The organism is Frankia sp. AiPs1, from assembly GCF_023716945.1.
GTDB lineage: Bacteria > Actinomycetota > Actinomycetes > Frankiales > Frankiaceae > Frankia.
Genome location: NZ_JAMQQF010000067.1, coordinates 1 through 19,786, shown reverse-complemented (window position 1 = coordinate 19,786; position 19,786 = coordinate 1). Strand labels below are relative to the sequence as shown.

Sequence of the window (19,786 nt, the reverse complement as noted above, 5' to 3'; positions counted from 1 at the left end):
CCCGGCCGCCGACCGGTGCGGATGCTGCCTGCGATGAGCCTGGGCGGGATGCCGCCGGGGCGGCTGGCCGGGCCATGAGCGGTCCTCCTGCAAAGGCGCGCGTCGGTCGCCGATCGGTGATCGTCGAGTATCAGTGGACTGTGCGGGCTGTTTATGTTAACAGACGCCTTTCGTCGGGATTGCCGGGTGATCCTCGCCGTGGCGGTGGTTGTGTCGCGGCGGTGAATACACCGAGCGCCCTGCTGGGTCCGGCTGTGGTAGGTGTGGTCCATGGGCATCGTCTCGCCGGGCTTTCACGGCCGCCCGCGGTCTGGTCGGGCCCGCCTTCCCCCCGGTCAGTACCTGGAAAAGGGGTTCCCGGTCCTCTCCGCGGGGCCGACCCCGCGGGTGCCGCGCGACCAGTGGGAGTTCGTGATCACCAACGAGGCCGGGCGCCGGTACCGCTGGAGCTGGTCGGAGTTTCTGGCCCTGCCGAGCGAGACGCCGACGGTCGACATCCACTGTGTCACCCAGTGGTCGAAGCTGGACACGGTATGGCAGGGCGTCTCGCTGGATGTGCTGCTCGCCGACGTCGAGACCTCGGCGGACTTCGCCGTCGCCTACTCCTACGGTGGCTACACCACCAATCTGCCGCTCGACGACCTGTTGGACGGGCGGGCCTGGGTCGTCCATCGCTGTGAAGGCGACGACCTGGACCCCGAGCATGGCGGCCCGGCCCGCCTGCTCGTGCCCCATCTGTATTTCTGGAAGTCCGCCAAATGGGTCCGCGGCATCCGCCTCCTGCCCGAGGACGAGCCGGGCTTCTGGGAAGCCGGCGGATATCACGAGCGTGGTGATCCCTGGCTCGAACAGAGGTACCGGGGCGACTGACGGATGCGCGGGAAGCGGCCGTCCCGGCACCGGTCGACCGGGGCCCGGGCAGCGCGTGAAGGCGGGACGAGGACGTGACGGGGACGTGACGGGGCCGGTGCGCGAGCCGGCGGCCAGGCCGACGGCGGCCAGTCGGATGCCGTGGCGCGTCGCCCGCCTGGCCGAGGTACGCGACGAGACGCCGAGCGCGCGGACTCTCGTGCTCGAGGTGCCGCGGTGGCCGGGGCACCACGCCGGTCAACGGGTTGATGTGCGCCTCACCGCCGAGGACGGTTACACCGCGCGCCGTAGCTACTCCCTGGCGGCTCCCACCGACGGTTCGCGCGTCGTCCTCACGGTGCAGCGGGTCGCCGATGGTGAGGTCTCGCCGTACCTCACGCAGGTCTTCGCCGTCGGCGACCCGGTAGAGATCCGCGGCCCGATCGGCGGCTGGTTCGTCTGGCGTCCGCAGGACGAACAACCGGTGCTCCTCGTCGCCGGCGGCTCGGGCATCGTTCCCCTGATGGCCATGGTGCGGGCTCGCGCCGCCGCGGCGAGCCGGGTGCCGTTCCGGCTGGCGTACTCGGTGCGCACGCCGGGCGACGCCTACTACGCGGCGGAACTGCGCCACCGCGCCCGAGCCGACCCGGGCCTCGACCTCACCCGGGTCTACACGAGGGCGACGCCGCCGGACTGGCCGAGCCCACCGCATCGCCTCGGTCTCGCTGAACTGTCCGCGGTCGCGTGGCCCGCCGCGTTCGCGCCGACGTGCTACGTCTGCGGGCCGAACGGCTTCGTCGAATCCGTCGCGGACATGCTCGTCGCGCTCGGCCATGACCCCGCGCGGGTCAGGACCGAACGATTTGGCCCGAGCGGGCGCTGAGGACTGCCGCGGCCCGCTGACCGCCCTGACCGCCCTGACCGCCCTGACCGCCCTGACCGCCGCGGCCCGCCGACGGCCGCGGTGCAAATGTGTCCTGGCGCGGCAATTCCATGACGCTGGGCGGCGGTTTCCGCAAATCTCTTCAGGTATCTACCTGATTGTGGGGTCGCTCTTGCTTTCGGTAGGCAATTCCGTCGTATGGTCAACCGGCATCCCATCGCCCTCGCCGGGCGGGATGCGTGGGCCACCGGGGCGGAGCGGGGGAGCGGTGAGATGGGCGGAAAGGCGGCCAGATGCGGTGGGGGGACACCGGATGAGTAACGGCGACGATGCTTCTGGCTGGTCCGAAGGGCGTGGGCCGGGTGAGGGGCTCGGGTCGGCTCAGGGGCTCGGGTCGGCTCAGGGGCGTGGGCCGGCTGACAGCGACCCGACGGCCGACATCGGGATCGGAGTCGACCGCTCGGCGCCGGGTGTGTCCCGTCGGCGACTGTTCGCCTGGTCGGCCTCGAGCGCGGCGGGCATCGTGCTGCTCACCGCAGCCGAGCCGGCGCAGGCGATCGGGGGAGCGTCCGGAGCGGGCCACGGTGCCGCCCGCTCGGCCAGCCGGCAGACCGCCGCCCGCCCCGCAGGCGCAAGCCGGCAGACCGCCGCCCACTCGGCAGACGCGAGCCAGCAGACCGCCGCTCACTCGGCAGGCGCAAGCCAGCAGACCGTCGGTCGCTCCAGCGCCGCACGCGGATCGACGGTGGCCGCGAGCACCCCGGTCACCACCCAGGCCCCGCCGGCTCCCCGAGCACCCGCCTACCGCATCCACGACCTGCGGCCGGATGCGCCGGCGGACTCCATCGCCCTGACCATCGACGATGGTCCGCACCCGGTGTGGACTCCCCGGATCCTCGAAGTCCTGCGCGCCAACCGGGTCACGGCGACCTTCTCGGTGGTGGGCGCGCAGGCGGTGGCGAACCCGGAGCTGGTGCGTCGCATCGTCGCGGACGGCCACTCGCTGTGCAACCACACGATGACTCATCCGCAGCCGTTCAGCCGCCGCACACCGGATCAGATCCGGGTCGAGATGACCCGTGCGCAGTCGGCCATCGTGGACGCGGGCGCTGAGCCACCGCGGCTGTTTCGCGCGCCGGGTGGCGACTGGTCCCCTGCCGTCCTCGCGGCTGCGACCGGCCTGGGCATGACCTCCCTGGGCTGGGACGTGGATCCCCGGGACTGGGCGCGGCCGGGAACCGCGTCCATCCGGCAGTCCCTGGGCCGGGCCCGTCCCGGCGACATCCTGCTCTGCCACGACGGCGGCGGCGACCGCGCGCAGACCGTGGCGGCCCTGCGACGGGTGCTGCCCCTGCTCCGGGCGCGGGGACTCTCCTTCGTTCCCCTGTGACCGGTCGCCGGTCGCCGGTCACCGGTGGCCGGTGGCCGGCCGATCAGGGCGCCGTGGGGCCCTGACCAGGTGGTTCGGTGCTCACCCCGCGGGGCACCCTCCCTGCTGTAGGGCGAGGAGAGGGAGCAACTGATGGCTGACGTCGTCAATGCGGACGCCCGTGGGCTGGGCGCCTGGCACATCCCCCGCAGCCGTGGTGCTGTCACCGGCCTGCTGCTGATGCTCCTGGGTATCTGGGGGGCGCTCATTCCGTTTGTCGGCCCATACTTTGATTTCGCGTTCACCGGGGACGCCTGGACCTGGACCTCCGCGCGGTTCTGGCTCGAGGTACTGCCGGGCATCGCGGCGTTCGTCGGCGGCCTGCTGCTGTTGGCGAGCGCCAACAGGGCAACCGCAGCGCTCGGAGCCTGGTTGGCGATCGCCGCCGGAGTCTGGTTCATCATCGGTCCGACCCTCGCCGGGCCCTGGCATCTCGGCTCGATCGGGGCGCCTCTCGGCGGGTCCGCGCGGCAGGCCGTCGTGTGGATCAGCTTCTTCTACGGCCTGGGCGCCGCAGTCCTCTTCCTGGGCTCGACGGCCTGGGGCAGGTTGAGTGTCCGCGGAGTGCGCGATGTCGAGGCGGCCCGCCGGCGCCGCGAGCGCACGACACTGCGCTCGCGTGACGCCCGGTCGGAGACGCTGGCACCGCCCGTGTCCGAGCCGCAGGTGTATCCGAGCGACCGGCCGTCGACTCCCGTGTCCGGGGAAGGGACGCCGGCGGGGGTCGACTCGGCGGGATCGGCCGTCCCGGCGGGCGGGCGCACTGCTCTCGGCCGCCACCGGCGCCGCGACCACAACTCCCGGTGAGCGGTCCGCGGCGGCGTGCCCGCGCCGCCGCGGGAAGGTCCGTCTGAAGCCACGTCGGCACGCATGCTGGTATGCATGTCAGGGTGACTCGTGACGACAAAGTGACTCGTGACGACAGGATGACCCGTAACGACGTGGTGACCCGTGCTGGCGTGACGGCCGGTGACGAGGTGGCGGCCGGTGACGAGGTGGCGGCCGGAGACGACGGGGCGGCCGGAGACGACACGGTCGACCTTCGGACCAGGGTGGCGGTGGCCGTGGCCGGCTTCCCAAGACAGGGACTGTCCGCCGAGGGGCGCCGCCGTGCCGCCGTTGCGGTGACGCTCGGCGAGGACGCGCAGGGCCGACCCAGTTTTCTGCTCACCCGCCGGGCCGCCCGCATGCGGACGCACGCGGGGCAGTGGGCCCTGCCCGGCGGTCGGGCGGAGGACGGCGAGGACGCCGCCACCACCGCCCGCCGCGAGCTCGCCGAAGAGGTCGGCGTCGACCTACCGGCACAGGATGTGCTCGGCACCCTCGACGACTACGCGACCCGATCCGGTTTCGTGATGACCCCGGTGGTGCTCTGGGCAGGTTCAAGGTTGCAGGTCACCAGCCCGGAGGCGCGCGAGGTCGCCTCGGTCCACGTCGTACCGCTCGACGAGCTGGCCGCGCGGCCGCGTTTTCTCGCCATTGCCGAATCCGACCGGCCCGTCATTCAGCTTCCGTTGCTCGGCAGCCTCATCCATGCCCCGACCGGCGCCATCCTTTACCAGTTCGCCGAGCTCGTGCTGCGCGGCCGGCACACTCGGGTCGCCGAGTTCGAACAGCCCGTCTTCGCCTGGCGCTGACCACCCGGTGCGTCTGTGGGTCCCGGACGATGGTCATCCCGGGAATGGTTCCGACCCCGTTGACGGCGGGGTCAGCGGGCGGGCAGGCCGTTCACGGCCTGGCGGGCGGGACGGAATCGAAGGCGCTGACCGGGCCGGCACTGCGCGGCCAGCGGCAGATCCTTCGCCACGACGACGCCCAGGACGGGATAGCCGCCCGTGACGGGATGATCGGCGAGGAAGATCACCGGCTGGCCGCTCGGGGGAATCTGAATGCCACCGGCGACGACCGCTTCGGAGGGCAGCTCGGCGGTGAGGTGTCGCCGCATCGCCGGACCGCGCAGCCGGACACCGACGCGATCGCTGTCGGCCGTGACCTCGTAGGCGTTCGCCCACAACGTCGACACCGCGTCCGGGGCGAACCAGTCCGCCCGCGGACCGGTCAGCACCCGAAGCTCGGGCTCGTCGACGTAGCGGGCAAGCGGCGCGAGATCGATCGTCGGTGGATCGGACTTCTCCTGGCCGAGCGGAAGGCGAACACCGGCCACCAGGGGTTCGGGCCCGATGCCGGCGAGGGTGTCCCGAGACCGGGAGTCCAGCACGGCCGGTACGTCCACGCCACCGCGAATGCCCAGATAGGTGCGCACCCCTCGGGCCGGGGCGCCGATCCGAAGCAGCGCGCCCGCCGGCACGTCGACCGGCGCGTACATCCCGATCTCCCGATCGGAAAGCGTGAGCGGGCAGGGCGCGCCGGTGATGGCGATCATGCCGGGATGGCTGAAGCGGACGATCAGCCCCCCGTAGGTGATTTCGATGGCTGCCGCGCCGGCCAGGTTGCCCACCAGCCGGTTCGCCAGGAGCAGGCTGGGGCGGTCGACGGCGCCGGATCGGGTGATTCCCAGGTGCGCGAGTCCGGGCCGGCCAAGATCCTGCACGGTGGCGAACGGCCCCGAGGCCACGATGGCGATCTCGCCGGGCGGTTCCCCTGATCCCGTCACGCCCACGCCACCGCAGCGCCACCCACCGCAGCGCCACCCACCGCGACGAAGCGCACCGGGGTGCCCGGTACGAGCAGAGCGGGCGGATTGCGGGTGAGGTCGAAGACGGCCAGATCCGTCCGGCCGATGAGATGCCACCCGCCGGGCGAGGCGCGGGGATACACGCCGGAGAACTCGTCGGCGATCGCGACGGCGCCCGCCGGCACCCGCGTGCGCGGGCTGTCCCGGCGGGCAACCCGCAGGCCAGGATCCAGCCCGGCGATGTAGGCGAAACCCGGCGCAAAGCCGCAGAACGCCACCCGGTGTCGGCCCCGCAGGTGCCGTTCGATGATCTGCGCTGGGCTCAGCCCCGTGAGCCGCGCGAGGTCGACCAGGTCGGGCCCGTCGTAACGCACAGGAATCGTCACAGTCGCCGGTGAGGTCACATCCGCGGGTGAGGTCACGTCGGCGGGTGAGGTCACGTCGGCGGGTGACATCCCGTGCAGCAGGGCCTGGAGCCGGGCTGGACCGGTGACCGCCGGGTCGAAGGCGATGAGGACGGTGCGCGCCGCGGGCACCAGGTCGGTGAGCCCCGGCGGAGGATCCCGCCGCAGCCGTCCGTAGAGTTCCTCGGCCTCCCGCAGGTTCGCAACCTCGACGAGCAGGGCTTCGTCCCCGCAGGGCAGGATGCGCATCACGGTCCCTTCAGCCTCCCGGCCGCTTCGGCTTCACGGTCCCTCCAGCCTGGTCCCTTCAGCCTCCCGGTCGCTTCAGCCTCCCGGTCGCATCAGCAGAACGGCGACAGCGCGACACCGGCGTCGTGCAGAGCCTGGCGCAGCCGCCTGACCACCTCCACGGCACCGGGGGTGTCGCCGTGGACGCACAGGGATCGGGCGAGGATCCGTACCGGTGTGCCCTGCTCGCTGAGCACAGTTCCCTCGGTGGCCATCCGTACGCCTCGGGCCACCACGGCGTCCGGGTCGTCGAGTACGGCCCCGGGGCTGCGACGAGAGACGAGCGTGCCCGCCGGCGTGTAGGCGCGATCCGCGAACGCCTCGCCGACGGTCACGAGGCCGGCGGCGGCGGCCTGCCGCAACCAGACCGAGCCCGGCAGACCGAGGACCGGCAGCGTCGCGTCGTATCCACGGACCGCGTCGACCACCGCCTGCGCCTGGTCCTCGTCGGCGACGATCGTGTTGTAGAGCGCCCCGTGCGGCTTGACGTAGCGCACTCGATCGCCGGCGACCCGGGCGAAGGCGTCGAGGGCGCCGAGCTGGTAGGTGACGTCGTCACGCAGATCGGCCGGGTCCATGTCGATGCGACGCCGGCCGAATCCGGCGAGGTCCCGATAGCTGACCTGGGCGCCGATACGTACCCCGAGCCGGACAGCGTGCTCGCAGGTCCGTCGCATGGTCGCCGGATCCCCGGCGTGAAAGCCGCAGGCCACGTTGGCGCTGGTCACCAGGCCGAGCAGCGCCTCGTCGTCGGTGAGGCGCCAGACGCCGAAGCCCTCACCGAGGTCGGCGTTGAGGTCCAGGCGGTCCGGTGGACCTTCCTCGCGTAGATCGGCAACTACCGCGTCGGCCATGCCCTCGATTGTTCACCATGGCGCCCCTCGGTCCCGCCGTCGCGTCGTCCCGGGCCGGTCATCCCGTGCCGGTCACCGCGGCGGCGTGGATGCCCCGGTCGCTCGCGGGCCCAGGTACTCGTCTGCTGGGCCGGCCGGCCCGACCGGGAGCGTGACACCCGAGACCGGTTGGCCGACCTTGGCGGAATCCCGGTACACGGCCAGTGCCTTCAGCCCCGTGCGCCACCCGGCGTACAACAGGGCAGCGACATCGTCGACCGTGGCCGACGCCGGCAGGTTGACCGTCTTCGAGATCGCCCCGGACAGGAACGGCTGCACGGCCGCCATCATCCGGACCTGGCCCATCGGATCGATGGCCCGTGGACCGAGGGCGCAGTCGAAGACCGCCTGATGCTCGGGGTGCAGCCCGGGAGCATCCACGACATGTCCGTGCGCCGCGATGAAGCCCACGATGCGGGCCACCGCGGCCCGCGGATACCCGAGGGCGTGCAGTGCCGTCGGCACGGTCGTGTTCACGAGCCGCATCGCCGAGCCCGTCGCGTTCTTCCTGACCTTGACGAGCGCGAGATCGGGTTCGATTCCCATCGTGGCGCAGTCCATCGCGAGGCCGGTCGTCCGGGTGGGCGCGATCAGGGTCAGGTGGGCGTTGCGCCAGCCGTACCGCTCGCCGAGACCGATGGCCCGCTCCCATTCCAGCCCGGCCCGCGGGAGGACCTGTTCGTGGATGCTCTGCGCCATGGATCGCCGTGCCGCCGGCGGCTGCCGGATCGCGGCGTGTGCGGCGGCATGGCGGGCGACCACCCGGCGGTGAGCGGGGGCGTTCGCGGCGAAGCCGGTGTAGGGCCCGAGTACCGCGGCGATCTCCGCCGAGCGCCGATAGGCCGTCGCCGACATCAGCGACGTGATCGCGGCCGCGGTGGCCCGCCCCTGCTCGCTGTCGTAGGCCTGCCCGGTGGCCATGAGCAGCGCACCGAGATTGGCGTGGCCGACCCCGAGCTGACGAAAATCACGGCTGGCGCCGCCGATCAGTGGGGATGGCACCTCGGCGAAGCACAGCGAGATGTCCATGGCGAGCACCACCAGTTCGACGGCGGCGGCAAAACCGGTCGCGTCGAAGTGGCGATCCCGGTCCAGGAACCGCAGCAGGTTCAGCGATCCCAGGGTGCACGAGGAATTGTCCAGGTGCATGTATTCGCTGCAGGAGTTGCTGGCACTGATTCGGCCGCTCGCCGGACAGGTGTGCCAGCTGTTTATCGTGTCGTCGAAGTGCAGTCCCGGATCCGCGCATTCCCAGGAGGCCTGCGCAATCATACGGAAGATCTTGCGGGCGGAGACCGTCTCCACGGTCTGCCCGTCGCCTCGGGCGCGCAGCTCGATGGTCTGGTCCGCCGCCACGGCACGCATGAAGGCGTCGCTGACCCGCACCGCGTTGTTGGCGTTCTGAAACTGGACGGAATCGACGTCCCGGCCGCCCACGTCCATGTCGAATCCGGCATCGCGCAGGGCCCGGATCTTGCGCTCCTCGCGGGCCTTGCACTCGATGAAGTCGGCGATGTCGGGATGATCCACGTCGAGGACGACGATCTTCGCGGCGGGCCGCGGGGCGCCGCCCGCGCGGATGCTCCCCGCCGACGCGTCAGCCCCGCGCATGATGCTCACCGGACCCGGCGCGGGCCGCCCCGAGGGCAGCAGTTCGGCCGTGGATCGCAACCGGGAGAGGTTCACCCCCGAGCCGGCGCCGCCCCGGAAGAGCAACGCCTCGTCGCGATACCAGTCCAGGACGGAGTCGAGACTGTCGTCGGCGGCGAGGATGAAGCACGAGGCGACCTGCTGGGGCAGGTCGGTGCCCACGTTGAACCACACCGGGCTGTTGAAACTGAACGCCTGGTGGAGCAGCAGCCAGATCAGCTCGTGTTCGAAGATCTCCGCGTCGTCGTCGGACGCGAAGTATCCGTGCTCCCGCCCGGCGTGCACGTACGGGCGCACCACCCTCTCGATGAGCTGGCGCAGGGACCACTCCCGGTCCCCGCTGCCCGGTGCGCCGTGGAAGTACCTGCTGGCGACGATGGTCACCGCCGCGGCCGACCAGAACGAGGGAAACTCGACCCCGTGCTGGCGGAAGTTGGCCGAACCGTCCCGCCAGTTGGTCGTGACGACGTCGCGGCGGTCCCAGCGGACCTCGTCGAAGGGATGAGCGCCCGGCTTCGTGTGGACGCGGTTGATGCGCAACCCGTCGAGGCCCGGGCGGCACTGCGGATCGGCGTACAGTCCCGCCGGCGTGTCGAGCATGGTGCTCCTCGCGTCTGATGGGCACGCTGGTGTGAGTCGGTTCGTCTCACCGGCGAGCCGCGCCTGTGGACGGCGGCCTCGACGACGCCAGGCAACGGGGCGATGGTCACATACACCGCGGCGGGTCGAGCAGTGGCTCGCGGGTGAATGTGACTCGTGACACAAAATCCGGTGTCCGGTTCCTGGCTCGGCATCGCCTTCGGTGGGGTGGCGGGGATAATCGCAGCATGGAGGACGCACCGACGTCGGTGGGGTGGAACCGGCTGCGGTCGCCGGCCGGTCGGGACGGGCGGCACGTGTCGGCCGCGGTGCCGATCGATCCGTTCCGGCACTCCCGAGGGCCTGCGGACGCGCCCATCGTGGTCGTCGAGTACGCCGACTTCCAGTGTCCCTACTGCGCCCGGGCGGCGCCCGTCCTGCACGAGTTCGCCGAGACCTCCGACGGTCAGGTTCGGCTTGTCTTTCGGCACTTCCCCGTCTTCGACATCCATCCCTACGCCCTCACCGCGGCGCTTGCCGCCGAGGCCGCCGGCCTGGAGAGCCGGTTCTGGGAGATGCACGACCTCCTCTTCGCCCGCCAGGACCGGCTTGCCGACAAGTTCCTCCACGCCTACGCGGCGTCGCTCGGCCTCGACGGGGACCGGGTCGTCGGGGACGCCGCGCAGCCCTTCGGGGATGCGGTGGAGGCCGACTACGCGCGCGGGATCGAGCAGGGCGTGCGCGGCACGCCGACGATCTTCATCAACGGTGAGCCCTATCGAGGGCGCACGGAGATCGCCCCGCTGCGCAAGGCGGCGAGTCTGTCACTTCGCCGGCATCGGCGCGCGCCATGGTCGCGGCGGTAGGCGGGGGACGGGTTCGTCGGTCATCGGCGAGCACAGCGGCATCCGCTCGCCGAGCACCCGAAGGATGGCGGTGCCGGCGAGAGCGGCCAGCAACGAGCCGGCAAGAATACCGATCTTGGCCTGTTCCTGTAGGGCCTCCTCGGTGAAGGCCAGTTCGGTGATGAACAGCGAGATGGTGAAGCCGATGCCGGCCAGGGTGGCCGCGCCGAGCAGGTGCCCGTACCGCACCCGACCGGGTAGCTGACCAAGACCGGTCCGAATCGCCATCATGCCTGCCACGGAGATCCCGACGGCGTTTCCGACGATCAGTGCTGCCGCCACCCCCAGGGTCACCGATGAGGTCGCCGCCGTGCGCAGGGCCGAGCCGTTCAGGTGGACGCCCGCATTCGCCAGTCCGAACACGGGAACGACGACGAACGCGCTGATGGGGTGGAGCACGCGCTGCAAACGGTCATTGGCCGGCACCGTCGCCTTCGCCGCCGCCACCGTGAGGCCGACGCGGGTGGCGTTGGAGTCCTCCTGCAGGGCCCGGACGTAGATGGGTACCTCCTCGACCTGGTCGGGGCGAGGCGGGACGGCGGGAACGAGAAGGCCCACGAGAACACCCGCCAGCGTCGAGTGGACGCCGGAGACGTGAATTGCACCCCAGAGCACCAGCGCCACGAGGATGTACGGGGGAAGCTGCCACACCCGCAGCCAGCGCAGGGTGAGAATTGCCAGCACCGCCGCGCCCGCGACGGTGAGACCGACGAGATTCAGGTGATCCGTGTAGAAGATGCCGACCACGGTGATCGCGCCGATGTCGTCGACGATCGCGAGGGTGAGCAGGAACAGCCGAAGCCGGTCGGGACACCGGGGGCCGAACAGGGCGAGAATCCCGATGACGAACGCCGTGTCGGTGGACATCGGGATGCCCCACCCGCCGGATTCCGGCCCGGATCGGTTGAAGAGGAAGTAGATCACCACCGGTAGGGTCAGCCCACCGATCGCGCCGAGCGCGGGCACGGCGATCGTGCGTCGGTCGCGCAGCTCACCCGTGGTGAACTCACGGCTGATCTCCAGCCCCACGACCGCGAAGAAGATCGCCATCGCGCCGTCGTTCACCCAGTGATGCAGCGTCAGGTCGAACCCGGCGTCGGCGAGGCGCAGCTCCGCCGTGGTGCTCCAGAACCTGTCATAGCTGCCCGACCACGGGGAGTTCGCCCAGATGAGGGCGGCGACCGCGGCGAGCAGGAGGAGCACGGCGCCGCCGGCCTCGGTCGCCAGGAACTCCCGCACCGACGGGGCGACCTGCGGCAGCCGCACCCGAAGCCCGGGGCCCGGCCGCGGCGGTGCCGTCACCTTCCGCCCACCTGTGCGTCGACCGTCGCGCGCTCCATCCCGGTGAGCCTGCCAGCTTGCCGCCGGGCAGACCAGGCGGTCGGCCGAGGTGGTGAAATGCCTCTCTTCCGGTGCGCGGTGCGCGGTGCCCGGGTGCCGCGGGGTCGACCCGCTCGGCGGAGCCGGGGGAAATCCTCGGATCAGAGTCCGGCGCGGGCACCGATCCGTTCGCGTTCCCGGTACCGGCTCGCGCGGTAGACCCCGAGGATGCGGTAGTCCGCGTAGAACGACAGCTCCTCGAACGCGCCGGCGACGGTGGAATCCTCCGGGCTGCCCTCGATATCGGCGAGGAACTGGGTGGCGACGAACTCACCACCCACCATGTAGCTTTCCAGCTTCGTCATGTTGACGCCGTTGGTGGCGAACCCGCCGAGCGCCTTGTAGAGCGCGGCCGGACGGTTGTGGACCTTGAAGACGAACGTGGTCACGATGGGTCCGATCCCGGCCGCGGCACGGAGGTTCTCGCCGGAGAGGATGAGGAAGCGGGTCGTGTTGTGCTCCTCGTCCTCGAGGTCCGCCCGCAGGATCTCCAGCCCGTACGCCTCGGCCGCGAGCCGGGAGGCGATCGCCGCCCGGGACGGATCGCCCGCTTCGCTGATCTCCCGGGCGGAACCCGCGGTGTCGGCGGCGGCGACGGCGACGAGTCCGAGCTCGCGCAGCGCCTCGCGACACTGGGCGAGTGCCTGCGGGTGGCTGTGCACCGTCTTCACGTCGTCGAGGGACGCGCCGGGTACCCCGAGCAACTGGTGGCGGACGGGCAGGAAGTACTCGCCGATGATGTGCACCGCCGGCCTGGGCAGCAGGTGGTGGATGTCGGCGACCCGGCCCGCGGTGGAGTTCTCGACCGGAATCATCGCCAGGTCCACCGCACCGTCCTCCAACGCGGCGAAGCACTCGTCGAAGGTCTGGTAGGGGACCGCGTCGTAGTCCGGATAGACATCCCGGCAGGCGATGTGTGAGTTGGCTCCCCGCTCGCCCTGGAAAGCGATCCTCTGTCGTGCGGTCATGCTCACGACCGTACCGGGCCGGTCAGGGCTGGACGGCGAGCGCTCGCAGTAGCGTGCGCGACTCGGTCTCGGGCGGTAGCAGGCGGATCCCGGCGTGCAGCAGCACCACGCCACGGCGGCCGACAAGGACCGGATCGAGCAGGATCTCGCCGATGGCGGGAAGCTCCTCCGCGAGCCGGGCGACCCGGTGCAGGAGATCTGCCAGCGCAGCGGTGTCGGCGGCGGGCGCGCCGGACCCCCCGACCAGCAGCACGCTGCCACGGATCTGCTGGATCAGGTCCTCGGCGTCCCGGTCGGTCAGGGGCAGGGTGCGCGCCAGCGGGTCGACGAGCAGGTCCGCGACGGCGCCGCCCAGCCGCAGGGAGAGCAACGGGCCGACGGTCGGATCCTGCCGCAACCGCACGACGGTCGACACCCCGGCGGGTGCCATCGGTTGCACGAGCATGTCGCCGGCGCCGACGGCGGCCCGCACGGCCCGCCACGCACCCGCGAGCTCGTCCGGGTCACCCAGGCCGAGTTGGACCGCCCCCACGTCGAGCCTGCTGCGAAACCGCTCATCGGAGATCTTGAGGACCACCGGCCAGCCCAGCGCCTCCGCCGCCGCCCGCGCCTGCGTCTCGTCGGCGACGCGGATGCTGGGCCAGGCCCGCAGCCCGACCCCGGCCAGCAGGGTGGCCACGGCCGGTTCCGGCAGCCAGGTGTCGTTCTTCGGGTGGCGTTCGACCTCCGCGCGGGCGCCGTCCGGGTCGATGTGGTCCAACGCGGGCACCCGGCCGTGATCCCGCGCCCGCCAGGCGGCGTGGTCGGCGGCGCGCGAGAGCGCCAGCGCGGCCGATTCCGGTGAGGAGTAGGACGGCACCGAGCCGCGGCCGGCGCCGCCGCTCGCATCCGCGACCGCGAGCGCGGCGGGCATGCCGTCCTGACCGAGGTAGGAGGCGAGCACCGGCAGGCCGCTGTCGGCCGCAACCTGGCGCACCGCGGCGCCAAGCCGGTCGACCTGGGCGTGTGGGGTCACCAGCGCGATGATCGCGTCGACGTCGCCCGAGGCCGCGACCAGCCGCAACGCGGCGTCGAACCGCTCGGGATCGGCCAGCGGACCGAGGTCGACCGGATTGGTGGCGTACCGGTGGCCGACGAGCGCGGCAAGATCGGACCAGGTCTCCTCGGACAGCGGGGGGACCTCGAGTCCGTAGGTACGGCAGGCGTCCGTGGCGAGCGCCGCGAGGGCGCTGCTCGTTCCCACGATGCCGACCCGTCGTCCGGCCGGCAGCGGTTGATGGGCCAGCAGCTGCACGGCGTCGAAGAGCTGGTTCAGGGTGTCGGCGCGGACCACGCCGGCGCTGGTGAAAAGCGCGTCCACCCCCGTGTCCGCGGATTCCTGGCCGCTCTTGAGCGCCACGACCGGCTTGTGCCGACCGAGCTGGCGAGCGATCCGGGCGAAGCGCCGCGGATTGCCGAAGCTCTGCAGATGCAGCATGATCACGTCGGTCCGCGGATCGGACTGCCAGTACTCCAGGAGGTCGTTCGTCGAGACGTCGGAACGGTCCCCGGCGGAGACGAAGGTGGAGAAACCCACCGCGCGGCGGGCCGCGTCGGTGAGGAACGTGCCGGCCAGGGCGCCGGACTGGGTGAACACGCCGACCCGGCCGGCGGGGGGTTCCCCGACGGCGAAGGTGGCATGCAGCCGGGTGGTCGGCGCGGTGTTGATGACACCCATCGCGTTCGGGCCGATCAGGCGCATGCCGCCGTCCCGGGCGATCCGGATGGCGTCCGCCAGCAGGGCCTGGCCCTCGTCCCCGCCGTCCGCGAAGCCGGCCGACACGACGATGACACCGCGGACCCGCTTCTGCGCGCAGGCCCGCAGCGCCTCGGCCACCCGTTGCGCCGGCACCGCCACGACGGCCAGCTCGATCTCGGCGGGCACCGCGGCCAGATCCTGGTAGGCGTAGACCGAGGCGACATGGGTCGCCGCGGCGTTGACGGGATAGACCGCTCCGGTGAACCCGCTGTGGAGCAGGCGGCGGAAGACCTCGTGACCGACCGTTCCAGGCTCGCGACTCGCCCCGATGACGGCGACCGCCCGAGGGTGCAGCAGCCGGTCGATGCTGCGAGGCCCGCTCGGATGCTCCCGACCGCCGCCGACCCGCCGCCGGCGCGACCGGGCCTCACTCGGCGGGCCGTCTCCCGGTTCCACCGGGTAGCTCACCCGGATCTGGGCGCCGTCCGCGGGGCTGAGGTCGAAGCCGATCGAACGCAGAACCTCCAGCACCCGTCGACTGCTCGCCGGCACGTCCGCGACCAGCCGGCGCACCCCGGCCGCCGCGGCGGCGTCGATGAGGATGTCGATGAGCAGGGTGCCGAGCCCTCGCCCCTGCTGAGGGTTCTCGACGAGAATGCCGAACCGCGCGTCACCAACGTCACCGACGTCACCAACGTTTACGACGTCACCGACGTTTACGACGTCACCGACGTTTCCGACGTCACCGACGTTTCCAATCTTGCTGTATTCGACCAACCCGACGATCTCGTCGCCGACGAGCGCGCCGAGCACCGCGGACGCCCCGCTGCCGGGTCCAACGACCCGCCCGGTCAGCAGCGTGGGATCCCCCGCGGCGCCGGCGAGATCCGGGTCGTGCGGATTCGCCTCGCTCAGGCGCAGATGGAAGGCGCTCAGTCGGCCGGCGTCCTCGGGGCCCAGCGGCCGCACCGTGACCGACCCGCCGTCGGCGAGCACGACATCCTCGACCCGGCGGTCCTGCTCCGCCTGCGCCGGCCGGGAAGCTGCCACGATGCGTCCTCCCGGGCTGCCCCATTTCATGATCCTCTTTCCGTTCCATCGTAATACCTGGTGGCGACGGCGGCCTCGGTCGGTTCGCCGGCGGCCCGACCGCACGGCGCCGGAGCGGACGCTGCCGCGCCCGAGTGTGACAAGAACCACAAAGGCCCGATTTCGTACCCGCCCACCCGCGCCGACCAGGTGCACCTGATCGAGGTGGCCCGAACGGACGGGTCGCGCCGGATGGTGAGCTGCGGGAATCCGGTGGCTGCCCGCGCCCGTGCCGGCGTTCTGCGTGCCCCGGACCCGGCCGCAGGTCGAAGGGGGGACGCGGGACAATATGCGACCGGGCCGGACGGATGGTCCGGACGGGATGGTGACGTGCAGAGGCTCGACGATCGCTGGGTTGTCTCCGCTGGCGATCTTGTTGACGACCTCGAGTGCGGGCACCGGGTCGGGCTCACGCACGCGCTGGCCACCGGCCTGCCCGAGAGCGCGACGGCTGGCCAGGGCGGGCGGCCGCGGGTCAGTGCCCCGGACCCGACCGCGGTCCGGCACGGTGAGGCCCACGAACGGCGCGTGCTGGCGCATCTTCGGCGGTGTTTCGGCCCCGACGGGGTGGTGGAGATCCCCCGTCCGGCGTCGACCCGCGACGCTCTCGCCGAGGCCAGCGAGCGGACGCGCCGCGCGCTCGCCGCCGGCGCCCCGGTGGTCTACCAGGGGGTGTTGTTCGACGGCTCGTTCCAGGGCCGGCCGGACTTCCTGATCGCGGCGCACCGTGACCCGAGAACCGGCGCGCCCAGCGGGCCCGCCCAGCCGGGTCACTACGAGCCCTACGACGCCAAACTCGCCCGGCAGGCCCGGCCCGGGGCCGTCCTGCAGCTCGCCGCGTACGCCGTGGCGTTGCCCTCGGTCGGCGTGGCGGTGCCGCGGATGATGCACCTGCTGCATCCCGCGCGGGACGCGGACCTGGCCGGCGCTGGCGCTGGCGCGCCGACGGAACCGGGCGCCGTCGGCGTGGTTCGGTCGTTCCGGGTCGATGACGTCGCGCCGATGGTCCGCCACGTGCGCAGCCGCCTCGACGCCCGGCTGGCCGCGCCGGCGGCGGTTCCCGACCCGTCGTGGGCGCAGCCCCGTCCGGAGTGCGCAAGCTGTGCCTTCTCGGAGCACTGCGCCGATGGTCGGGCGGCGGCCCGCGATCTGTCCCTGGTCGCGGGGCTGCGCTCGGAGCAGCGGCGGGTGCTGCGCGGGGCGGGCATCACGTCCGTCGAGGAGCTCGCCGCCGCGGGCGACGACCAACGGCCGGCGGCGATGACCGCCGCGGCGTTCGGCGGACTGCGCCTTCAGGCCGAATTACAGGCGGCGCAGGATGCGACCCGCAGCGCGGATGACCCGTTGGGGACGGTGACCGTGCGAATGATCGATGCGGCGGGCCTGGCGTCGCTCCCGGTGGCGGACCCAGCCGACATCTACTTCGACATGGAGGGCGATCCGTATGCGTTGGACGCCGCCGGGCTGGAGTACCTCTTCGGGGCCGTCACGCTGACCGAGCCCCCAAGCGGGTGTGACCCGGCCGGGGCCACGACGGAGGCCTTCCGGGCGTTCTGGGCGCATGACCGCCACGGCGAGCGGCTCGCGTTCGAGTCCTTCGTCGACTGGGCCGTGGCGCGGTCGCGCGAGCATCCCGGCGCGCACATCTACCACTACGCGCCGTACGAGCTCAACGCGCTGCGGCGGCTGGCCGCCCGACACGGCACCCGGGAGCGGGAGGTCGACGAGCTGCTCGTCGGCAACCGGCTGATCGACCTCTACGCGGTGGTCCGGCGCAGCCTGCGGATCTCCCAGCCCTCCTATTCGATCAAGTATCTCGAGCCGTTGTTCTTCCCGGACGCGCGGCAGGCGGCGGTGAAGAACGCCGCGGACAGCATCGTGGCCTACGAGTCCTTCCTGGCGCACCGGGCCGCGGGGGAGCCGGCCGAGGCCGATCGGGTGCTTGCCGAGATCGCCGAATACAACCGGGTGGACTGCGTGTCGACCCACCGGCTACACCGCTGGCTGCTCGGGCTGCGCGAGCAGGAGGGGGTCGCGGCCCGGGAGGGTGTCGCGGTGGATCCGGGCGCGCTGGGACCCGACGCTGCGGGCGCGGTCGAGCCGGCGTCGCTGACCGGTGACGACGATCGGGACGCCCTCGTCGACGCGCTGGTCGCGGGGCTGCCCCCCGAGCCGGCGGCCTGGTCGGCCGCCCAGCGGGCGCGGGCCCTGCTCGCCGCGGCGGTGGGCTATCACCGGCGGGAGAACAAGCCGGCCTGGTGGACCTACTTCGCGGCGTTGATCGCCGATCGGGCGAGCCTGGAGGCGGCCGACGACTGCGCCGTGCCGACCGGCTGGGCCGTGCTCGAGGACTGGGAGGAGCCGTCCGGGCGGCGGCGGCGCAGCCGCCGGCTGCTGCAGGCGCGCGTCGACCCGAACCGGCCGCATCCGTTCGACCGGGGCGAGTCCGTGCGGCTGCTCTACCCGGGTCCGCCCGGTGCGGCCGGCGGGACCACCAACGCCGTCGTCGAACGGGCCGAGCCGCACGTGCTGCACCTGCGGGAGAGCGTGGCCCCGGACGCGGTCGGCCGCGCGCTGCCGACGGCCGTGCTGCCCGGGGCTCCGGTCCGGCCCGAGCCGAAACCGACTGCGGTCCGTGAGCTCGCCCGCCGGGCCGTCGCCGCGCTGCCCGGCCGTCTGCCCGCGGAGTCGGCGACGGACCTGCTGCGGCGTGAGCCACCCCGACTCATCGGCTCGTCCGCCGGCCTGCCGGTGCCCGCGGACGGTGACGACCAGGTGACCGCCGTCCTGACCGCGGTCAGCGCCCTCGACGGCTCGTATCTGGCCGTGCAGGGCCCGCCCGGTGCCGGCAAGACCTATCTGGCCGGCCGGCTGATCCAGCACCTGGTCGCGCAGGGCAAGTCGGTAGGAATCTGCTCGACCAGCCACAAGGCGATTGAAAACGCCATGCTCGCCGCCACCGGTCAGCCCCCGTCGCCGGTAGCGGCGGCCGAGGGCGCCGAGGGCAGCGATGGCGCTGAGGGCGCTGCTGAGGACGCCGAGGGCGTGTCGCCGTGGCGTCCGCTGGTCGCCGCGGCCAAGAAGCAGCGCGCCGGCGCGCCGGCTGAACCGGCGCACCGTCCACCCTGGGACACGCCGCGTGACCTGCGGGCGCTGGCCGCGTGGCGGGCGGCCCATCCGGACGGCCACCTCGTCGGCGACACCGCCTGGGCCTTCGCCAACCCGACGCTCGCGGCCGCGCCGTTCGATGTTCTGATCATCGACGAGGCGGGGCAGTTCGCGCTGGCCGACACCCTCGCGGTGGCCCCGGCGGCCCGCAACCTGGTCCTGCTCGGAGATCCGCAGCAGTTGCCGCAGGTCGTGGCGGGCATCCACCCCGAGGGCGCCGACGCCTCCGCCCTGTCGCACCTGCTGGGCGAAGCCGCGGTGATCCCACCCACGCTCGGCTACTTCCTCGATCGGACCCGCCGGCTGCACCCGGCGGTGTGCGCGCCGGTGTCCGCGCTGGCCTACGGCGGCCTGCTGCGGTCCCATCCGATCGCCGCGACCCGGGCCGTCGCCGGCGTGCCTGCCGGGCTTTATCTGCACGACGTCGTCCACGCCGACAACGCCACGCGCTCCGACGAGGAGATATCGGCGGTGGGTGCCATCGTCCGGCACCTGATGGCTCGTCCGATCACCGACGGGGCGGCTTCCCGCCCGCTGACCGGGGCGGACGTACTCGTGGTCGCCCCGTACAACCGCCAGGTCCGAGCGATCGAGCGGGCCCTCGAGGCCGCCGGCCTGCCGGGCGTGCGGGTCGGCACCGTGGACCGGTTCCAGGGCCAGGAGGCGGCGGTGGTGGTCACGTCGTTGACGACCTCCAGCGCCGCGCAGGCGCCACGCGGGCTCGACTTCCTTCTCTCCCGCAACCGACTCAACGTCGCGCTGTCCCGGGCGCAGGTGGCGGCGGTTCTGGTGATGTCGCCGGCGTTGCTGGACAGTTCTCCACGCAGCGTCGCGGAGCTCCACCTGCTTGCCGGGTTGGCCCGACTGCGGTCGATGGCCCGCACCGACCTGTTCGCGGCGCCGGCGCAACGTGCCGGCGGGCCGACGG

General features: G+C 72.4%; 14 protein-coding genes. 7 read left to right on the top strand and 7 right to left on the bottom strand.

The features are described 5' to 3' along the window. The first annotated feature begins 270 nt into the window (after window positions 1-270). The 5 genes from ND748_RS09665 to ND748_RS09645 all read left to right on the top strand — a co-directional run bounded on the left by ND748_RS09665 (window position 271) and on the right by ND748_RS09645 (window position 4,798). Window positions 271-870 (top strand): sulfite oxidase-like oxidoreductase, encoded by a 600-nt coding sequence (locus ND748_RS09665; RefSeq protein ID WP_251745334.1) that lies wholly within the window; start codon window positions 271-273, stop codon window positions 868-870. A gap of 136 nt (window positions 871-1,006) precedes the next feature. Then, window positions 1,007-1,732, top strand: a complete 726-nt coding sequence (locus tag ND748_RS09660) for a ferredoxin reductase (RefSeq protein WP_285901856.1) — start codon at window positions 1,007-1,009, stop codon at window positions 1,730-1,732. A 313-nt stretch (window positions 1,733-2,045) separates the two neighbouring features. Continuing rightward, a complete protein-coding gene (locus tag ND748_RS09655; protein ID WP_251745332.1) occupies window positions 2,046-3,122 on the top strand; it encodes a polysaccharide deacetylase family protein in 1,077 nt (358 codons plus the stop codon). A 132-nt stretch (window positions 3,123-3,254) separates the two neighbouring features. Then, entirely contained in the window at window positions 3,255-3,968 is a 714-nt protein-coding gene (locus tag ND748_RS09650) for a hypothetical protein (RefSeq protein ID WP_251745331.1), read from the top strand. A gap of 119 nt (window positions 3,969-4,087) precedes the next feature. Beyond that, window positions 4,088-4,798 carry a CoA pyrophosphatase gene (locus ND748_RS09645; RefSeq protein WP_251745330.1) on the top strand — a complete coding sequence of 237 codons (711 nt, stop codon included), beginning with the start codon at window positions 4,088-4,090 and terminating at the stop codon, window positions 4,796-4,798. A gap of 71 nt (window positions 4,799-4,869) precedes the next feature. Here ND748_RS09645 and ND748_RS09640 read toward each other — a convergent pair whose 3' ends face one another. The 4 genes from ND748_RS09640 to ND748_RS09625 all read right to left on the bottom strand — a co-directional run bounded on the left by ND748_RS09640 (window position 4,870) and on the right by ND748_RS09625 (window position 9,631). After that, the gene (locus ND748_RS09640) at window positions 4,870-5,775 is read right to left on the bottom strand and encodes a biotin-dependent carboxyltransferase family protein (RefSeq protein WP_251745329.1); all 906 of its coding nucleotides are present in this window, start codon (window positions 5,773-5,775) and stop codon (window positions 4,870-4,872) included. Continuing rightward, window positions 5,772-6,449, bottom strand: coding sequence for an allophanate hydrolase subunit 1 (locus ND748_RS09635; RefSeq protein WP_251745328.1), 678 nt, complete (start codon window positions 6,447-6,449; stop codon window positions 5,772-5,774). Before ND748_RS09635 ends, ND748_RS09640 begins: the two co-directional genes overlap by 4 nt. 92 nt (window positions 6,450-6,541) lie before the next feature. After that, on the bottom strand, window positions 6,542-7,342 hold the full coding sequence (locus ND748_RS09630; RefSeq protein WP_251745327.1) for a LamB/YcsF family protein: 801 nt from the start codon (window positions 7,340-7,342) through the stop codon (window positions 6,542-6,544). Between the two features lie 72 nt (window positions 7,343-7,414). Continuing rightward, a complete protein-coding gene (locus ND748_RS09625; protein WP_251745326.1) occupies window positions 7,415-9,631 on the bottom strand; it encodes a vitamin B12-dependent ribonucleotide reductase in 2,217 nt (738 codons plus the stop codon). Window positions 9,632-9,894: 263 nt separating this feature from the next. Between ND748_RS09625 and ND748_RS09620 the strand changes: the two genes are divergently transcribed. Then, window positions 9,895-10,476, top strand: a complete 582-nt coding sequence (locus ND748_RS09620) for a DsbA family protein (protein ID WP_374215882.1) — start codon at window positions 9,895-9,897, stop codon at window positions 10,474-10,476. On the opposite strand, the gene nhaA is transcribed toward ND748_RS09620, so the two are convergent. The 3 genes from nhaA to ND748_RS09605 form a co-directional block, all read right to left on the bottom strand. After that, the gene (nhaA, locus tag ND748_RS09615) at window positions 10,435-11,817 is read right to left on the bottom strand and encodes a Na+/H+ antiporter NhaA (RefSeq protein ID WP_251745324.1); all 1,383 of its coding nucleotides are present in this window, start codon (window positions 11,815-11,817) and stop codon (window positions 10,435-10,437) included. The two genes, ND748_RS09620 and nhaA, sit on opposite strands and share 42 nt — an antisense overlap. A gap of 179 nt (window positions 11,818-11,996) precedes the next feature. Continuing rightward, a complete protein-coding gene (locus ND748_RS09610) occupies window positions 11,997-12,863 on the bottom strand; it encodes a prephenate dehydratase (protein WP_251745323.1) in 867 nt (288 codons plus the stop codon). Between the two features lie 22 nt (window positions 12,864-12,885). Beyond that, complete coding sequence (locus ND748_RS09605; protein ID WP_251745322.1) at window positions 12,886-15,681, bottom strand: acetate--CoA ligase family protein; 2,796 nt, start codon at window positions 15,679-15,681, stop codon at window positions 12,886-12,888. 339 nt (window positions 15,682-16,020) lie between these two features. Between ND748_RS09605 and ND748_RS09600 the strand changes: the two genes are divergently transcribed. After that, the coding region (locus tag ND748_RS09600) for a TM0106 family RecB-like putative nuclease (RefSeq protein WP_251745321.1) at window positions 16,021-19,786 on the top strand (3,766 nt) is incomplete at its 3' end.

What these genes read in the sequence shown, in the direction of transcription:
- ND748_RS09660 (WP_285901856.1), top strand. Translation starts at nt 1,007, where the DNA reads ATGCCGTGGCGCGTCGCCCGCCTGGCCGAGGTACGCGACGAGACGCCG.
- ND748_RS09610 (WP_251745323.1), bottom strand. Translation starts at nt 12,863, where the DNA reads ATGACCGCACGACAGAGGATCGCTTTCCAGGGCGAGCGGGGAGCCAAC.
- ND748_RS09605 (WP_251745322.1), bottom strand. Translation starts at nt 15,681, where the DNA reads ATGAAATGGGGCAGCCCGGGAGGACGCATCGTGGCAGCTTCCCGGCCG.
- ND748_RS09625 (WP_251745326.1), bottom strand. Translation starts at nt 9,631, where the DNA reads ATGCTCGACACGCCGGCGGGACTGTACGCCGATCCGCAGTGCCGCCCG.
- ND748_RS09645 (WP_251745330.1), top strand. Translation starts at nt 4,088, where the DNA reads ATGACCCGTAACGACGTGGTGACCCGTGCTGGCGTGACGGCCGGTGAC.
- ND748_RS09655 (WP_251745332.1), top strand. Translation starts at nt 2,046, where the DNA reads ATGAGTAACGGCGACGATGCTTCTGGCTGGTCCGAAGGGCGTGGGCCG.
- ND748_RS09665 (WP_251745334.1), top strand. Translation starts at nt 271, where the DNA reads ATGGGCATCGTCTCGCCGGGCTTTCACGGCCGCCCGCGGTCTGGTCGG.
- ND748_RS09635 (WP_251745328.1), bottom strand. Translation starts at nt 6,449, where the DNA reads ATGCGCATCCTGCCCTGCGGGGACGAAGCCCTGCTCGTCGAGGTTGCG.
- ND748_RS09630 (WP_251745327.1), bottom strand. Translation starts at nt 7,342, where the DNA reads ATGGCCGACGCGGTAGTTGCCGATCTACGCGAGGAAGGTCCACCGGAC.
- ND748_RS09650 (WP_251745331.1), top strand. Translation starts at nt 3,255, where the DNA reads ATGGCTGACGTCGTCAATGCGGACGCCCGTGGGCTGGGCGCCTGGCAC.